At 42.3% G+C, this 18,520-nt stretch carries 14 protein-coding genes; 3 read left to right on the plus strand and 11 right to left on the minus strand.

Going from position 1 to position 18,520, the window contains the following annotated elements:
• Positions 1–16: 16 nt before the first annotated feature.
• From G610_RS0108805 to murI, 6 genes are all read right to left on the minus strand, one after another.
• Positions 17–3,310, minus strand: a complete 3,294-nt coding sequence (locus G610_RS0108805; protein WP_026524481.1) for a tetratricopeptide repeat protein — start codon at positions 3,308–3,310, stop codon at positions 17–19.
• A gap of 117 nt (positions 3,311–3,427) precedes the next feature.
• Entirely contained in the window at positions 3,428–4,192 is a 765-nt protein-coding gene (locus tag G610_RS0108810) for a TatD family hydrolase (RefSeq protein WP_026524482.1), read from the minus strand.
• A complete protein-coding gene (rsmA, locus tag G610_RS0108815; RefSeq protein WP_026524483.1) occupies positions 4,192–5,073 on the minus strand; it encodes a 16S rRNA (adenine(1518)-N(6)/adenine(1519)-N(6))-dimethyltransferase RsmA in 882 nt (293 codons plus the stop codon). The genes G610_RS0108810 and rsmA overlap by 1 nt, the downstream gene beginning before the upstream one ends.
• Before the next feature lie 122 nt (positions 5,074–5,195).
• On the minus strand, positions 5,196–5,729 hold the full coding sequence (gene nrdG / locus G610_RS0108820; RefSeq protein WP_026524484.1) for an anaerobic ribonucleoside-triphosphate reductase activating protein: 534 nt from the start codon (positions 5,727–5,729) through the stop codon (positions 5,196–5,198).
• Between the two features lie 155 nt (positions 5,730–5,884).
• Entirely contained in the window at positions 5,885–8,056 is a 2,172-nt protein-coding gene (gene nrdD / locus G610_RS0108825; protein ID WP_026524485.1) for an anaerobic ribonucleoside-triphosphate reductase, read from the minus strand.
• A gap of 159 nt (positions 8,057–8,215) precedes the next feature.
• The gene (gene murI, locus G610_RS0108830) at positions 8,216–9,037 is read right to left on the minus strand and encodes a glutamate racemase (protein WP_026524486.1); all 822 of its coding nucleotides are present in this window, start codon (positions 9,035–9,037) and stop codon (positions 8,216–8,218) included.
• A gap of 70 nt (positions 9,038–9,107) precedes the next feature.
• Here murI and G610_RS0108835 point away from each other — a divergent pair, with 70 nt between their 5' ends.
• Positions 9,108–9,557, plus strand: a complete 450-nt coding sequence (locus G610_RS0108835) for a hypothetical protein (RefSeq protein WP_026495426.1) — start codon at positions 9,108–9,110, stop codon at positions 9,555–9,557.
• Between the two features lie 67 nt (positions 9,558–9,624).
• Here the strand turns inward: G610_RS0108835 and G610_RS0108840 are convergent, their stop codons facing one another.
• The 3 genes from G610_RS0108840 to trmB all read right to left on the minus strand — a co-directional run bounded on the left by G610_RS0108840 (position 9,625) and on the right by trmB (position 11,673).
• Entirely contained in the window at positions 9,625–10,476 is an 852-nt protein-coding gene (locus G610_RS0108840; protein ID WP_026524487.1) for a hypothetical protein, read from the minus strand.
• Positions 10,477–10,656: 180 nt separating this feature from the next.
• Positions 10,657–10,980 carry a thioredoxin gene (trxA, locus tag G610_RS0108845; protein WP_026524488.1) on the minus strand — a complete coding sequence of 108 codons (324 nt, stop codon included), beginning with the start codon at positions 10,978–10,980 and terminating at the stop codon, positions 10,657–10,659.
• Positions 10,981–11,034: 54 nt separating this feature from the next.
• Complete coding sequence (trmB, locus tag G610_RS0108850) at positions 11,035–11,673, minus strand: tRNA (guanosine(46)-N7)-methyltransferase TrmB (RefSeq protein WP_026524489.1); 639 nt, start codon at positions 11,671–11,673, stop codon at positions 11,035–11,037.
• A gap of 123 nt (positions 11,674–11,796) precedes the next feature.
• On the opposite strand from trmB, the gene G610_RS0108855 reads away from it, so the two are divergent.
• Entirely contained in the window at positions 11,797–13,200 is a 1,404-nt protein-coding gene (locus tag G610_RS0108855; RefSeq protein WP_242829630.1) for a D-alanyl-D-alanine carboxypeptidase family protein, read from the plus strand.
• Here the strand turns inward: G610_RS0108855 and G610_RS0108860 are convergent.
• Positions 13,197–14,120: a 3'-5' exonuclease gene (locus G610_RS0108860; protein ID WP_026524491.1), complete on the minus strand. Its 924-nt coding sequence runs from the start codon at positions 14,118–14,120 to the stop codon at positions 13,197–13,199. The genes G610_RS0108855 and G610_RS0108860 overlap by 4 nt on opposite strands.
• A 19-nt stretch (positions 14,121–14,139) precedes the next feature.
• A complete protein-coding gene (locus G610_RS0108865; protein ID WP_026524492.1) occupies positions 14,140–16,638 on the minus strand; it encodes a clostripain-related cysteine peptidase in 2,499 nt (832 codons plus the stop codon).
• Between the two features lie 202 nt (positions 16,639–16,840).
• Between G610_RS0108865 and G610_RS20315 the strand changes: the two genes are divergently transcribed.
• On the plus strand, positions 16,841–18,520 hold the full coding sequence (locus G610_RS20315; RefSeq protein WP_051197885.1) for a putative bifunctional diguanylate cyclase/phosphodiesterase: 1,680 nt from the start codon (positions 16,841–16,843) through the stop codon (positions 18,518–18,520).

The raw sequence follows: 18,520 nt of genomic DNA on the forward strand, positions 1-18,520 counted from the left end.
GCTGCCCTTTTTGAATTTAATGAAGAAAATCTTTTTCTCTAAGTATGATCATGTCGTCTTCATCAAAACGTTTTCTGAAAATTACATCCACCACATGACCAACAGAAGCCTTGTCAGCGTAGTAGATCGCATCATCAACCATTTCCTTTACTTCTGTAACGGTTACTTCATGATCTACAGTCTGTCTCTCACTAATCTTCTGGTGAAGAGCAAGGATTCCAAGATTATCTATTACGTGCTCTTTTTCAAGTGCATACTGCTTTGCATAAGCAACAAGAGAATCATCATCAAGAGCTTCTATGTCAACGCGAACATTAAAGCACTTCTTAAGATCCGGATATTTATCGAGAAGTCTGTCAATATCATCCTTAGTATCTTCAATGATTACAATATATCCCTTGTTTTCAATCTGCAGCTGCTTAAGGATTGTAGCAACTGTATCCTCTTTAAGATCTGCTGCCCTTCTGATAATAAGAGCACCGTTTACTATCTTATCAAAAATAGTACTTACGGATTTCTTATTGAGGGTTATTGCACTGATCATTGCAACCTTACCGGAGAAGTTGGAATCCGTTGCCTGCACTGCCTTAATAAGACCCTTTGCAAGATTAACGGTTCCTGCCCCTTCTTCGCCTGTAACTATGGCGTTGTTGGTATATGCTGCCATGCTGAGGTTATCGATGGCTTCAATGATCTGCTTGCGGGACTTACGATGCTGAATGTAAGGACCAAAGAGCTCTTTCTCTTCGGGAGTCATGACTCTGACTCTTGTTTCGAGAGCCTTATCCTCCTTCTCATCAGTATCTTCCTCTTCTTCCTTCACCTTGTTGTCAGGTTTAGAAGTTTTCTCTTCGGTTTCTTTGGGAAGTTCCTCTTCCTGGGGCTCTTCCTCTGAACCAGTATCTTCTTCCAAGGAATCTTCTGACGCCTCAGTCTCTTCTGAATCTTCAATTGTGTCCGAAGTTACCTGTTCCTCTGTGGTCTCAGGTTCTTCTGTAATTTCAGTTTCTTCTGAAATCTCAGGTTCAGATGTAGCTGTGTCTGCTTCTTCTGATTCAAGCTCGTTTATTACCTTTTCAACCTCAGCACTTTCAATCTCAGTTGTTTCGCCAAGATCTACTTCTGCTGCATCTACTTCCTCTTCGGGAGTATAAACAAGCTCGTGAAGGCCATTATCTGAAATTGGTTCTTCAAGAATATCCTCCTCCGGATACTCATCCTCAGAAATATCTTCATCATCAGGATAATCTTCCATCAGCTCTTCTTCGCTGTAGTATTCGCCATCCTCTTCAGGAAGCTCTTCTGTTTCCTGAGGTACTTCCTCCTGCTCGGAAATAGTGCTGGCAAATTCAAGGTCTTCGCCTGTTATCTGTACCATGGACTGAGTATTCTGCAGATCTTCCATGGGAACTATATCCTGACTTACAGCAGGAATCTCATGCTCAGGCATAAGAACCTCTTTTATCTTAGGCTCTTCAATTTCCTCAAGCTCTTCCTCAAGAAGAGGCTTTGCTGCTGTCTCATCAAAATCCTTAAACAACTCACCGGTCTCAGATGCCACAAGCTTTTTCACATTATCAAGCTGCTTTTGCTGCTGATCCTTCTTGTAGCTCTCCCAGTCGGTCATGAAATCGCCGATGCTGATCTGACCTGTTATCTGCTGCTCAACCTGCTTCTGCTCATCAATGGCCATACTGATCTGACCATCATATTCCTGAGAAAGCATCTTATCGAAATGATTGTTTATCTGATAACGTACGTTGGGCTTTATTACTGCGCCTGGAACTTCATCCTGAAGCGGTTCATCTGTGAAAACAGCGCCCTTGTATAAAGCATGCTCGTTCAAAGTAGCTGCCGCAATGTTTGCAGCAATTTCCTTATCCTTAAGCTCTTCTGCAAGAGAAGGCTTCTTTATGGGCTCTCCTGAAGTCTGGGCTGTTGGCTCAGCATAAGGTGTTTCTTCCTCTGCAGGCTCTATAGCTTCATCCTGCATTTCCATGGATTCTTCTGAATCCACAGACTCTTCTACAGGTAATTCCTCATTTACAGCCTCCGGATTAATATCGCTGGTCTTATCCTCGTAAAATACCTCAGACATTGAAGGCGTAGCCTGGATGTCTATAGTATCAGTCGTATCATACATCTCGCCGGAGTCTTCTGCATCCTGGGCTTCGTGATCTACCTTGGGACCATTTGCATCAGCAAAAAGCGCTGCTTCAGGACTTGCGATAAGTACCTCTTTAAGGTTCTCTGCAATCTCCTTTTGAAGGTCAACTGTGTTGTAGTCACCTACATTAACGGTAGGAACCTCATATTCAGCTCTCTCTTCCTGTGTGTTATCAATCTGCTGCTGAACTTCCTCAGCGCCCCAAAGCTGGGTCTCCTGATTGTAAACACTTTCAGCCCCTGAATCTACAGCCTGCTCTGTATAGGGAACTGCCTCTCCGATTATCTGGGTAGGACTGTCATTAATATCGCTCTCGGCAGTATACTCCTGCTCATATTGATAACCATCACCCACAGCTTCGTTTACTTCATCAGCTCTAATCTCAGTGGTGTTCGCTTTTGCAAGGTCGCCTGCTTCAAAATCTTCCGGAACCTGTGGAAGCTCTTTGGTAGGCGTCTTGGTGCCTTCCTGAACGTCACGGCCCATCTCGGCTGAGCGCATCTCGGGAGCACTTATGGTGCCGCCTGTTGCTGACTTATACTGTGCGTAAACAGCCTTCTGCTGAGGTGAAAGTGGCTCATGGAGAGCCTTAAGCTCAAGGGCCTTGATTACATATCTTCCTTCCCTCATGTAAACAAAAAGCTCGTCGCACTCTTCTATACATTCAGTAGTAAGACCTACTCTGTGGTAAAGGTATGCCAGCTCGTAAGCCCACTTTTCGTTATAATCGTGCTTTTTATACTCCTCAAGAACTGCAATTCGCTCTTCAAGACTAACTTCCTGTGCCTCGTAAAGCTTGTACTGTAATATGTATCTGGCAGTGTTCCTGGGAGCAAGTCTTACGAATTCTTTATAATATTCTACAGCCTGAACAAATTCGCCCATGGCAATAGCAAGCTCACACAAAGAATAAACAATCTCTCTTCGTGTAGGACTTCTGTCATAAGCAAGAAGCAGAATATCTCTACTCTCTTCAAGGCGTCTGTTTACTTTGTACAGATCACTAATGGCACAAAGCATACCGACACTCTTAACCCTCTTCCAGTCAATTGTGTCGGCTATCTTAACGGCATCAGCATAACGCTGTGCTTTTATTAGCGATTTAATCTCCTCAGCTCTGATTTTGTATTCTGTTTTATCCAAAATATTGCCCTCTAAAACTTTTTCATACTATATCTAGTGTAAATTTTAGCATAGCATACTTTTGATGTCAAAAAAGTATAACGAAAAACCCGCGAAAATACGCGGGTTTTAATGATTTTATATTCTATAAAGTCGCTTGGCGTTTGATGTTGTTATATCCATAACTTCATCCGGGGTTAATCCCTTAATTTCTGCGATCTTTTCAACCACATAAGGCAGGTACAGTGAGGAGTTTCGCTTTCCTCTGTAGGGCTCCGGTGCAAGGTATGGCGAATCTGTTTCTATTACTATCTGTTCAATGGGTGCATATTCTACGACTTCACGAAGCTTTTTGCCATTCTTGAAGGTAATAACTCCGCCGACTCCGATGAAAAATCCCATGTTAAGGTACTCTCTTGCCATTTCCACAGAGTATGAAAAACAGTGAATGTCACCGCCTATCTCCTCTGCCTTCATGGCCTTCATGATGTCCAACGTGTCCTTTGCGGCATCTCTTGAATGAATGATCACAGGAAGTTTTACATCCCTTGCCATCTGAAGCTGAGCTTCAAACCACTTTTTCTGTACATCCTTTGGGGGTTCGTCGTAGTGGTAGTCAAGTCCGATCTCACCAACTGCAACCGCCTTCTCATAGGAGCACTGCTCTTTTAGCCATAAAAGCTCATCTTCATCCATCTCTGCGCAGTCACTTGGGTGAACACCGATTGTGGTATATATGAATGGATATTTTTTACAAAGTTCAAGGGACTGCTCTACGGTCCTTTTGCTGGCTGTGGCATTTACGATTATGCCAATTCCGTTATCATTCATGGATGATAAGAGCTCATCCCTGTCTGTATCAAATGCCTCATCATCATAATGGGCGTGGGTTTCAAAAATCATTATTTATCTCCGGTCTTATTTACTAGTGGATATAAGAGGTTTGAGAGCTCTGCAAATTCTGCAAGGCTTAGCTTCTCGCCTCTTACTGAGGGATTAAGTCCCATCTTGGAGAGGGCTTCTGTAACCTGCTCTCTATTAATGCCGATATTTCCGTTTGCTACGCCGTTTGACAGAGTCTTTCTTCTCTGGGCAAAAGCTGAGCGGATAACTGAAAACATGAATTTGGAATCAGCTACTTCCACAGGGGGCTCTTTGTGGCACTTTAAGTGTATTACCGCAGAATCCACTCCCGGCTGCGGAATAAATGAGCTTGGTGGTACTACCTGCACAAGTGATGGTTCAGTGTAATACTGAACTGCCAAAGAAAGTGCGCCGTAGTCCTTAGAGCCCGGCTTTTCTGCCATTCTGTCAGCAACTTCCTTCTGAACCATTACGGTTATGCTATCTATAGGAAGTTCACTCTCTAGGAGACGCATCAAAATTGGTGTCGTAATATAGTAAGGAAGATTGGCTACTACCTTGATGGGCTTTCCACCGTTTTCTTCCTGAACTATGCTCTCTATGTCGACCTTCAGGATATCTTGATTGATAACCTTAACATTATCGTAGTCAGACAAAGTATCCTCCAGAATCGGAATAAGCATCCTGTCAATTTCAACAGCTATGACTTTTCCTGCGCTCTCAGCTATGTACTGGGTCATGGTTCCGATTCCAGGGCCGATTTCAAGAACAGTATCTTCCTTTGTGACGCCTGCTGCCTCAACGGTTTTGCTGAGGGCACTGTCATCAATAAGGAAATTCTGACCAAATTTCTTTTGTATGCTCAGATTGTATTTTTCTATAACCGCCCTTGTTCCGGACGCACATCCAAGTGTTGGCATATAGTATCTCCATTACTAATTGTGTTTATTATCAATACCCATTATACACTATAACCGATAGTTACGTATAAAAGGAAAAACCGAGAGACCAGCTCCCGGTTTCTATACAAGTATTTCTTAACTCAATCATCATTATGCTCTGAAAGAACAATGCTGCCCTCTTCTAAAGTCTTGTGCACATCAATGATTCTCTGGTTGGATGAGCCTCTGAACTTAAGGGAAATGTTCTTAAGATCAAGCTTGAACTCACCGTCCACGAGAACATCTATCATTGAAAGAATGGCATCTGTGTCATCGCCGTGGCAGCGGGAATTATTCACATCTGTGAGTTCCTCCCATACATAGCCTGAGTAAACCCAGATAGTTTTACCGGGAAGCTCTTTTTTGATGCGCTCGATGAAAGGGCGAAGAGCCTTCTGATTAACAACCTCCATGGGTTCGCCTCCAAGGATTGTAAGACCGGTCACATAGACGGGACGAAGTGATTCAATGATCTCATCCTCTACTTCCTTTGTGAAAGGCTTACCAAAGTTAAAGTCCCAGGTCTCCTCGTTGAAGCAGCCCTTACAGTGGTGGGTGCATCCTGAAACAAAAAGTGATGTTCTTACACCTACTCCGTTTGCAATATCAGTGGTTTTAATTTCGCCGTAATTCATAAATTTCCTCTTATTTCTACTACATATTTTAAGGTTTAGAAAGGAGCTACCCTAAGATAGCTCCTTCTCCCCATTTTTTATATACCTTTACTCCTCCCTGATCCACCGAAATACTCGACCGCTCCGGATCAAAAGGGATTCTATGGCAACATGCATCAAAGATGCAGTACGCGCTCTTTAATCTCCTGTGTACGTCCCTGGTTCCAATACTGGGTTCCGATATATCCACAGGTACGTCTTGCTACGTTCATCTTGGTCTGATCTTTGTTTCCACAATTCGGGCATACCCAGATAAGCTTGCCGTCTGTGTCATTTTCAATCTGAATCTCGCCGTTGTAACCGCAGCACTGACAGTAATCACTCTTGGTGTTCAGCTCAGCATACATGATGTTCTCATAAATGTACTGCATAACTGCAAGAACAGCCTCGATGTTGTTGTTCATGTTGGGAACTTCAACATAGCTGATAGCTCCGCCCGGTGAAAGTGCCTGGAACTCAGACTCAAACTTGAGCTTGGTGAAGGCATCAATCTTCTCTGTTACATGAACGTGATAGCTGTTTGTGATGTAGTTCTTATCAGTAACGCCTTCGATCATGCCAAAGCGCTTCTGAAGTGCTCTTGCGAACTTATAAGTTGTTGACTCAAGGGGAGTTCCGTAAAGGCTGAAGGAGATGTTGGTCTCTTCTCTCCACTTAGCACACTTATCGTTCATGAACTGCATAACACGAAGTGCAAAGTCTTTTCCTGAAGGATCTGTATGTGTAACGCCCTTCATGTATTTGGTACACTCGCAAAGTCCTGCATAGCCGAGTGAGATTGTGGAATAGTTATCAAACAATAATTTGTCGATCTTCTCACCCTTCTTAAGTCTTGCAAGTGCTCCGAACTGCCATAAAATAGGTGCTACATCTGAAGGTGTTCCAAGGAGACGGTTGTGTCTGCACATAAGAGCCTTTTTGCAGAGCTCTGTACGCTCTTCCATCAGTTCCCAGAACTTATTCTCATCTTTTCCTGAAGAGCAGGCAACGTCAACAAGGTTGATGGTAACAACACCCTGGTTGAAACGTCCGTAATACTTGTGCTCTTTATTCTCTCCAAGTCCCTTGTTATCGGGAGTAAGGAAGCTTCTGCAACCCATGCAGGGATAAACGTCGCCGTTCTTATATTCCTTCATCTTCTTGGCAGAGATGTAATCAGGAACCATTCTCTTTGCTGTACATTTTGCTGCAAGCTGTGTCAAATACCAGTAAGGTGTACCCTCATGGATATTATCCTCGTCAAGGACGTAGATCAGCTTCGGGAAAGCAGGTGTGATATAAACACCCTTCTCATTCTTAACGCCGATGATACGCTGCTTGAGCATCTCCTCAATAACAAGCGCAAGGTCGTCACGAAGCTGTCCCTCCGGTACTTCGTCGAGGTACATGAAAACAGTAATGAAAGGAGCCTGACCATTTGTAGTCATAAGAGTAATGACCTGATACTGGATAACCTGAACTCCTCGCTCGATCTCCTTGCGTACACGCATCTCGGCTATCTCATTTATCTGATCATCGGATGCCTGCATTCCTGCATCCTCAAATTCCTTACGTACTTCTCTGCGGAATTTCTGTCTGCTTACATCTACAAAAGGCACAAGATGTGACAAAGTAATACTCTGTCCACCATACTGTGAACTTGCTATCTGTGCGATTGCCTGTGTTGCAATATTACAAGCTGTTGAAAAGCTCTTAGGACGCTCGATCATGGTCTCAGAAATAACTGTGCCATTCTGGAGCATATCTTCGAGGTTAACAAGACAGCAATTGTGCATGTGCTGAGCAAAGTAATCTGAATCATGGAAATGAATGATTCCCTCCTGGTGAGCCTTAACAACGTCCTCAGGGAGAAGGAATCTACGTGTAATATCACGGCTTACTTCGCCTGCCATGTAGTCTCTCTGCACACTGTTTACTGTGGGATTCTTATTGGAGTTCTCCTGTTTTACTTCTTCGTTATTGCATTCGATAAGAGACATAATCTGCTCATCGGTGGTGTTTGATTTACGCACCAGGGCATGACGATAACGGTAGGTAATGTACTTACGTGCAACCTCAAACTTGCCGGATTCCATAAGGCCGTCCTCGACCATATCCTGGATCTCCTCCACGTTTGCTGCTCTTGTGAGAAGGCCGCACTTCTCCTCTACCTTTGCCTCTATGTTCTTGATCTGATCCGCAGACAAGCTTTTATCCGGTGTAACTTCCTTATTAGCCTTCTCTATTGCTGCAAGGATCTTCGCGCCGTCAAAAGTGACTTCTTTTCCGCTTCTCTTGATAATTTTCACTGGTGAACCCCCTATGATTTCTACAACAATCAGGCACCCCCTATGTACCCGATCCCGTACTAGATTTAGATGATTATAGCCACACGAAAACTATATCTTGTGGCTACAATTAAACTATAATACATTATGTTGTATAAATCAAGTGACAATTTATCGATATTAAAAATTTCGCATAAGTTCAAGGCGGTTCAGCATTCTGAGGTACTTTGACAATCTATTGTTATCCGTAATTTCGTATCCCGACTCGTAGTATGTAGTATTATGATTAACCACAATATCTTGTGGTGCGTTAAATTTCATCGTACAATTCGAATCGTTTTTAACATTAATCCCCATTACATCACCCAGATGTCTGATGGTTCCATAGTTACCATCCACCAGTTCTATGCTGTCTCCAAGGATCTCTCTGTACAGCGGTTTGAAGTAGTTAAAGTGAGTACAACCAAGAACCAGTGCACTGTATTTTGATATGTCAAAAGAAGAAAACTGCTTCTTTAGATATTCTTTTACTTCCTCTGAATCAAACTCTTCTCTCTCTGCATAGGTAACAAGCATTGGCATTTCAAGAAGATCAACCCTGTGAAGATTGTCGACTCGGCTTAGAAGGCTTGCCAGCTTCTCTTCCCTTAGAGTAACCGGTGTAGCCATAACAAGAATTCTGCTCTCATCGCTGGTATTTTCAACGGCAGGCTTAACTGCGGGTTCCATGCCAAGTATGGGAATGTCATATTTTCCTCTGACATAGGAAGCCGCAACGCTTGTGGCAGTATTGCAGGCGATAACTATGGCATCTACTCCCTTTTCCATAAGAAAGCGGACTATCTCATCAACATATCCCTTTATCTCTTCCTCTGTCTTAAGGCCGTAGGGTACATGCTCTGTGTCCGCATAAAATATATATTCCTGATCTGAAAGAAGATGGTAGGCTTCATGTAAAACAGAAAGGCCTCCCATACCAGAATCAAAAATTCCTATTCTCATATCTATCCTCGTTGTTGTATAGTAGTTAAAGAAAATATTTATTTTACTATATCACTTATTAGGCATAACCATGAAAGAATCTTACACTAACGAATTACAAAAATTATATGACGATGAGCGCGTAAGCCCCTTTATCCAGGAAATCTGTGAGTACTATGCATCCTCAAGGGATTATGAGGATGGTTCATACATTGAGGAGATAGAGCCCAGAGAGATTGTGGAGCCTGTATACATCCTCTTTTTCCTGCAAAGGCGTGAGACTCTGCTTGATGAGCTCTCTTATGTAAAAAAGAAGTATCCTGCACTCTTTGAAGCAGTATCTGATCTGCATGAAGAAATCCTTATACATATGGACATTCGCTCTCTTGAATCAAAAAGCTCACAGAGGCTGGTTGCCGCAATGGATGGCAAAATAGCATCGGCGCAGATCTTTGACAAAATCGAAGAGCTTGCAGACAGATATGATGAACTGTCAGAAGCTCTTGATCCATTTTATTCATGGCTGCATTCCTTCTCGTAAGGAGCAGCTTTTTCTTTGCTTTATTTCTCACAGCGCTGCTATGCCTGTAAGAAACAATCGAAGCTCTTTATTCTTCCACCCTTAGATATTTCATAACGCAGTAGAGGACTTTATCTTCGTACTCTACCTGAGCCCAAACTCCATCATCACTTACGGCTATTCTGTCAAGAACAGTACCCTCAGGAACCTGCACCTCAATAAAGTCATCCGACACTGTGCTGGGAGTATTCCTGAGATTAAGCTCTGTGGTAGTCACAACCTTATCGTCTGTGTAGGTATATCCTGCAACCTGACCTACCTGCACGGTTCCTCGCACTTCATCCGGGTCCGGCTTTAGATAAACATCATAGACCTTAACCTTAAATATCATTCCCATAAGGATAAGAATGAAAATTCCTGTAAGAGCAGAAGCAATCCTTACAACAACATATGGATTGATGCCGCCTCCCATATCTTCATCCTCATCGAACCAGTCATCTTCATCTCGGCCTCTTCTGCCCTTGTCACGAGATGATTCCTTCACAGCTTTTCGAGAAGTTTTCTTTTCTTCTTTTCTTGAAACCTTCTTTTCTGCTTTGCGGGAAGGCTTCCTTGCAGGTTCTCTTACAGGGCGGCGAGCAGGTCTTTCTTCATATTCATAGTCCTCTATATCTTCCTGCTCTTCCCTTACCTGGTATCCGGTCTCATCCCTCTGCTGTTTTGGAGGCTCGTCATCAAAGTAGAACTCAGAAGAATCCTCATCTAAGCTCTCCCTTTCCCTGTCCATGGCTTCATGCTGAGTTCTGTAGTACTCTTCACGTTCACTTGCTGACAAAAAGTCTAAGGGATCCTGAATCTCGATATTTATCTCCTCAGTATCCTGATTTTCTATATTTACTTTTTTCCTATAATCATTAAAATTTCTGATATTATCTGCCAAAAGCTCTCCTCCGAATTCTTCAGGCTAATATCTCCCCCTGAAATAAGCAAGGCTCTTTTTATCAAAATCAAAAGGCATTTACTTAAATCAAAAGATATTTTATCACAAAACAATATCATCTTCATCCCGGGCAAAGAAAAAGCCTCTCCTTTTACGGAGAGGCCATGAAAATCATTATAATTATGAAACGATCTTGTCGATCATGTTCTGGAGCTTAGCCTTACTCTGAGCACCAACTGCAGAGTCTACAAGCTCACCGTCTTTAATAAAGGCAAACATGGGAATTGACATTACTCCGTATTTCTGAGCAATCTCAGGCTGCTCATCAACGTTGATCTTGCCAACCTTAAGCTCCCCATCGTACTCCTTGGCAAACTCATCGATCATGGGTGCCATCATCTTACAAGGACCGCACCAATCAGCCATGAAGTCGATAAGAACCGGAATCTTGCTGTTGAGAACTTCTTCTTCAAAGTTCTTTGTAGTAAAAGTATACTCCGCCATTGTCCACCTCTTTCCGCGATATCCCTCATATCGCTGTGTTAGATTTTAAAGTACTTACCTTTTAATAATATATTTGAAGATCGGATTGCCCTTTGCAGAAAACCGTTCCTCATATTCTGTCATGATATTGCCTTCGTTCATAGCTGCGTCGTTATGAAGATCGAAGGTCACTGCCTCTGCGTGCCAGCCTGCAGTATTGAGCTCCATCAGTGAAAAATCAAACAGCTCCTTGTTATCTGTCTTAAACTCAAGCTGTCCATCCTCTTTTAAAATATGATCATATCTGTTAAGGAAGGTACTAGATGTAAGTCGTCTCTGTGCGTGTCTTTCTTTGGGCCAGGGATCGGAAAAATTAAGATAAATCCTATCCACTTCACCCTTATCAAAAACCTCTGTTAAAATCTCAGCTTCCATACGGATAAATCTGACATTCTTAAGTTCAAGCTCTGTCTGCTTCTGAATAGCTCTTAAAAGTACACTTGAGTACTTCTCAATTCCTACATAATTTATATCAGGATTGGCTGCTGCCAGATCCATTATAAATCTGCCCTTACCTGTTCCAACCTCGATACGGACAGGATTGTCATTTCCAAATACTTCTTTCCATTTCCCTTTGTGCTCTTCGGGATTATCTATAGCGAAGGGTGACTCCGCAATTCGCTCTCTGGATCCGGAGATATTTCTTAAACGCATTAAAACATTTACCTTTCATTTTCCTTCTCTTTTAGTGTATCATAAATGGGCAGAAACTTTATACTGTTTGACTGAAAAATAAGAAATTTTTCATATTTTTATCTGTATTTGGAGCAAAATAAATTGAAATTTAGAAAATTACAAACAATATCAATAATGCTTCTTGCAGTGCTTATATTTGTAAACTCCGGCATTTTTGTTATGGCAGAGACTCTTGAGGAAGCTGCTAATGAGAGAAAGCTTCTTCCTATTGAGAGTAACTCCATTGCCGGCTGGCCGGAAGGTCCTGAGATCGGCGCTGAGGCTGCTATTCTCATGGAGGTCAATACAGGAACAATTTTGTACTCCAAGAACATACATGAGGAGCTTTATCCTGCAAGTACCACCAAGATCATGACCTGTCTTCTTGCGGTTGAGAAGGGGAATTTGTCGGATACTATTAATTTCACTTATGACGCCATTCATTCCGTTCCTGCCGATGGATCAAATATCGGTATGGATGCAGGAGAATACCTCTCTCTTGAAGAATGCCTTTACGGAATTATGGTTGGTAGTGCCAATGAAGTTGCAAATGCTGTAGCAGAGAATCTTTGCGGATCAATCCAGGGATTTGTTGATCTTATGAATGAAAAGGCCAAGTCTCTTGGCTGCACCAATACTCATTTTGTTAATACCAATGGACTTCAGGATTCCGACCACTACACAAGCGCCTATGACCTTGCTCTTATCGGCTGCGAATTTTTCTCAAATGAGCTTTTGTGCAGAGTTGGAAATACTCCACGCTATCACTTTGAGCCAAGTGCAGGGCAGCCTGATGATTTTTATCTAAACAATAAGCACAAACTTATAAGCGGCGAGATACCTTACACAGGAATTATCGGAGGAAAAACAGGATACACAGATCTTGCAAGAGAGACTCTTGTAACCTGTGCTGAGCGCGGTAACATGAAGCTTGTCTGCGTTATTTTGAAGGAAGAATCTCCTGCGCAGTTTACAGATACCGTTCAGCTCTTTGATTATGGCTTTAATAACTTTAAGGCAGTCAATGTAAAAAGCGAAGAGACAGGATATATCCCTAAGGACAACTCCTTTTTCTCACAGGGTGAGGATATTTTCAACATAAAGGGAGCTTCTCTTGAATTCACCAAAAATGATTATGTCTGTCTTCCTTTGACTGCTGAATTATCGGATGCCACATCCAAGATTCTATACACAAATGATGAGAATTCACCTGAATCTGTAGCAACCATCGAATATTTTTTCAGCGGAGTTCCTATTGGAAACGGACATATTGTGGTAAATTCAGGGGCTTCCTCTGATTCTGATAAATCTGATCCTGAAAAGACTATTTACATTAATATAAAAACAGTCCTTTCCGGCATTTTGGTAGCCGGAGGACTGCTGCTTTTATCAATATATATCAGCGCTCTCATTTCAACCTACAGCTTCGGTGGAAGCCGCGAGGACAGAAAGCGTCTTTCAAGGAGAAAGAAGGAAGCCAGAAAGAGAAGCGGTCCGAGATTTTAATATTTCTTTTTCTCGGATTTTGCTTTTACTTCGCGCATCTCCTTTTCTGTAATAAACTTAAGGGTCTTAACGGCATAGTACCTGTCACGTTCTGTCTTTTTAACACGGACCTTGGCCTTCATATAGCCATGCTCCTTACAGATGGATACGCTGTAGAAGTGCTTGCCGTTAATGGAAAACCATTTAATCTTTCGTCTTAAAGGGTGATTACAAAGATAACACTTTGTGCCCATTACTTCAGGATCAGCAAGGAGTTCTTCCTTGGTCTTAAATTCCCTGGAAATGTATTTTGCATAGTGATCAAAAACAATATGAACTTCCTGATCCTTGGTCTTGGGAGTCACGTAATTATCGAAGGAATAGTTATAGAGAACCTTTTTATCAAGCTCCACAAAAATCCTTGCGGTGTAGTCCGCATCTGAAAGGGCTCTGTGAAAAGCACTGTCCTTCTCCATTCCAAGACTGTCCGTAGCGTGCTCAAGAGAACGTCTCATTTTTCCATCTTCATACATGATACTATAGAGCTTTTGCACATCATAAAATGGAAGCGGTCTGTCCGATAAAAGCTTCATATCAAAAAAGTCCATATTACGCTGAAGCTCTGTAAGATCAAGGGGTCCCCAGGTGCAGAATATGGGATCCTCACCGCACCAGTTAAGAAAATCATTTACTACGGTTACAAAATCATCACCGCTCTTAAGATCATCCATTGTGATGTGAATGAGATTCTCTGTTATCTTGTGCATTTTTTTATAAATCTGGGGACAGATGAGTCTGTTAAACTCACCTGTTCTTTTCATGTTTTCATCAAGGCGGATCGCACCTATTTCGATAATTTCGAAGGGCAGCGATTTCCCGTTCCTTTCTTTAACTGATTTCCCCTGATTCCATTCAAGATCAAAAACAATATAGTTTCCCATAAATTATTACTGTCTTTCTTTAGTATTTAAGCGATTGTGACCAGTGTTCCTGTCCGTAAATATCTGTAAATTTAAAGGATACGAGTATTTCTCCATCTCCCACGCTTCTGTTGGAGATATGCATATCTTCCATGCTGCCCTCAACTATTACGGGATCTCCAAGGAAGTAGGTATCTGTGTAGGTCTTATCGTATGCGTAGCAGTCGCAGATATATTCAAGCTTATCACCCTCTGACAGCTCTGTCAGATTTTTAGCAACCGTATCTGTCTCACCATTTACATAGTCGTAGGTTACGCCTGCCACATATCCATCTTCATTCTCTGAATCAAAGATAAGGATAAGGTCAGCTCTCTGATCATTCAGCATAACAGGAACTCTTCCCATAATAGCGTAGTTATCGGAATCTCCCTGAGTATCAATATGATAGTAGGAAACTATCTGATCATCAATATAGAGCCATGTTCTGTCAGAAGGTGCAACTGGATTGCCATCAGCGTCAATATCATAGGAGTTATCAAGACCCAGGTCCACATATCTTGTTCCGTCATCATAGAAAATATTGACCTCAAGATCCTGTACAAGATCCCACTGGTCAGCTGACATCTGAATTACATCGCCGTCCTCATCATTTTTCACAAACATAAGGGCGTTTTCATCAAACTGGTTGGCTGATACATAATCTGCCATATCCTGTGGATCAAGACCTTTTCCAAAGAACTGTGTATTGGATGCATCAAGTCCTGAAATTCCGCTATAGCTTCCTGAAAGCATTGTGGTAAAGAGCTGCATAAGGGCATCACCGCTTGCTGATGAGGATGAACCCGAAAGCTCTCCAAAAAGGCTTCCTGCCGGAGTCTGCGTTCCGCCTGCTGCCATCTGACCTGCAACCTGCATGGAAGCAACTTTCTGAATACATTCAGAATAGCTCTCATCCATTCCTATAGCTTCACTGGTGCTGACCATGCTGTCAACCTTAGAGGATTTCCTGTAAGGGAAGTACATGGAAAGACCGTAAGCATTGGTCATACCCTGGCTTGTGCGATTATACTTAACGCAGCCCTTGATGGCATCTGCAAGTTCTTTACCTTCATCTGTGCCCATATTATAAGCAAGATGAACAAGGTCAACCTGATCGATCTTTGTTGAAGCTGCAAATTCTCTTGTCTGTGCTCTGGCATTTGCAACTGTCTTATAGTTTTTATCTGAAACAAGATCAGATGTGGACTGGGCAAAGCCCTTAAGCTCATCAGGAACAGTTTTCTCAAGCTCTGCAAGATCTATAAGTGAAAGTGTTGTCTTTTGGCCTCGGCAGGTACTCTCACAGGTTTTGGTAAATCCATCGATTATGTTTTTACCGATTTCAAGAGTATCCATAGAGGGATTGGCTGAATATGCGTTAAGCCAGTCGGTGTAATACCAGCCAACACCTGGTTCTGTCTCTTCTGAAGCGATGAGATAGTCACCGTAGGAAGCAGTCATAAGGGCTGTCTCAACAGTAGCCATAAGGCATGCATCAAAGCCAATAAAATCAAAGGTTACTCCGCCGCCCTTAAGAGCTCTGTTTATACCTGAAAGTCCCATCGAACCAGACTGAGCATTTTTCTCATCATATCCATAGCCGCTTACAGAGCCGCCGCCATGATCCCAGAAAATCAGATCATATCTGTCAGCAGGATATTTATCCGCAGTCCATTTAATGAAGGATGCCAGATTGTCAGGATCTGTCATGGGCTTTTGACCTGCGTTGTCATTAAGGACTCTCAGGCCGCCCTTTTCAACCTTGTAAATCTGGTTTACTGAGCTGGATATTACATTGTTCTGCCAGTTTTTACATCCACCTGTAAATACAATGATGTTTATCTGATCTGAGAGATCTGCAGCCATCATTTCCTGAAGGTCCTTGGTGGCCATGGCGCTTCTGCTCTCAAGATCTGTTCCGCACATGTATACCATGATGGTGGTCACATCGCTGCCATCACCCTTAATAACTGTGCGCTTAGCTCTTGCACCATCGATAACTTCTTTATTGAGAACTCCTGTATTTGGCTCCTCTGCCCATGCACTTGAAGCTGAGCCATAATATCCTGTGCCGCCTCCAAGGAGGGAACCAAGAAGTGATCCCATCTGAGAAGATGAGGATGCAGTACTACTCTGAGTAGTATTTGAATAGGCGTTATCTGTTGTCTGCTGTGTCGTAGTATCTGTAGTTGTAGCCACATTGCCGGTTGTAGTAGTCTGCGTATATGAACCGGTGTCAGTGGTTTCCGGTGAGTCGCCGAAAAGTGATGAAAGGCCGCCGCCTCCGCCAAGCAAAAGTATCACCAGTACAACTACTATTGAAAGAGGACTTATGCCTCCGCTTCTCTTTGGCCCGCCGCCATTTGATCCGCCGCCTGACCCTTTTCCTTTATATCCATCTGATGATCCAACGGGTCCTGTTCCAAGACCATCACCTCTTACGTGGACGCCATTTCCGCCTTCTTCTATATTTTTCTTTCTTCTTACAGGTTCCGCCATGATGCCCTCCCCATTATCTATTTGGATAGACTTTTTTCCATTTTATCATATTGTACTACTTATCGCTCTTTTTTGCTTTTTATCGTGTTAACCTCCATACCAAACTCCTTTATTAAAATTCCATTAAAAAACCCTTAATATCAGTTTTTTCCAAAATATGTGATTTATAATTTAATATAGAATTGTTTCGAGGATACAGAATATGACTAACGAAAACACTGAACATGTCAAAACATATTCATATAAAGAAATAAATATAGCCATGGATTCCATGCGAGTCATGTTTGACATCGTAAGGCTTGTTGATGCTGAAGAATGCCGTGAAGTCTCAGTTTCTGCTGAGGGCGAGCTATGCTTTGGCAAGGAATGCTATGCCGTTTGGAATGCAGATCACAGGTGTGCCAACTGTACCAGTTTTCAAGCATGCCACACTCACTCCAAAAAGACCCGTGTCGAGTATTTTAACGGCAAGACCTTCCAGATTCAATCAGTTCCCATCATTCTGACTTTAAAGGACGAATCTCCCTACTGCTGTAATTTAGAGCTTATATCCTTTAGCGATGATGCTGTTGAAGCAGCTTACCACGAAGAGAAAACAAAATGGGAAACAAGCGGGTATCTTTCTACCCATGATACTCTTACAGGTATTCTTAACTGGGACGGCTTCTGTAAGGGAGCCCGTAATTTAATCAGCAATAATCCGGAAAAAAAGCATCTGGTTATTTCTGCTGATGTTGATAATTTCAGACTGGTTAACACTCTTTTTGGAAACAGTAAAGGAAATGAAGTTCTTATAGGCATTGCCAAAATATTAGAGGAAATGAGCGGAAGCACCGGAGTTGCCGGAAGATGCGGCGGTGTAAACTTTGCGCTGTGCATAGATGAACAAGATGATCTCGAGAAATGGCTTTCCGAGCTGTCTTCAAAGGTTGCAGAGCTTATCTATTCACCTTCATTTACTCTGACTATGCATTTTGGTATTTTTGATGTAGAGAATCAGAACCTCCCTATTTCCATAATGTATGACCGCTCCTATATGGCTCTTGAGTCCATAAAGACTGACGAAAGTGTATTTTATGCATACTTTACGGATGAGCTTTTAGAGAAGGCAGTCCATGAACAGAAGATTATAAACGAGTTTAAATCAAATCTAAAAAGCGGTCAGTTCATAATTTATCTGCAGCCTCAGGTTACAAAAGAAGGAGTGATCGAAGGTGCCGAATGTCTCGTAAGGTGGTGTCTTCCATCAGGTGATATACTTCCTCCGATGGAATTTATTGAGATTTTGGAGCAGGTAGGTCTTATAGGATCCCTTGATGAATATGTGTGGGATCTTGCTGCATACCAGCTATCCAAATGGAAAGGAACTGAATTTGATAATCTCTACCTCTCAGTAAATGTATCGCCAAAGGATTTTTATTACCTTGATATTGCCGAGATTTTTCCTTCTCTTTGCAAGAAGTATGATATATCACCTTCAAAGCTTCATATAGAAATTACTGAAACCGCCATTGCAGATGAAATGTCCGGAAATATGGCAACAATGGAGAAACTTCAGGCAAATGGCTTTACTGTTGAAATTGATGACTTTGGAAAAGGTTCGTCATCCCTTGGACTCTTGAAGGATTTAAAGGCTGACGTTCTGAAAATTGATATGCGCTTTATTCAAAGATGCAGCGATGATGACAGAAGCAATGTTATTTTGGAATCCGTTATAGATATGGCAAAAAAGCTACACATGGAAGTTATCTCTGAAGGAATAGAAACAAAGGATCAGCTTAATAACTTATCTGAGCTTGGCTGTGATGTATTCCAGGGCTTCTATTTTTCAAGGCCAATCCCTGTGGCTGCCTTTGAACAATACGCAAAACAGAGATTATAA

The organism is Butyrivibrio sp. MB2005 (genome assembly GCF_000424285.1).
In the GTDB taxonomy this organism is placed as follows: Bacteria; Bacillota; Clostridia; order Lachnospirales; family Lachnospiraceae; genus Butyrivibrio.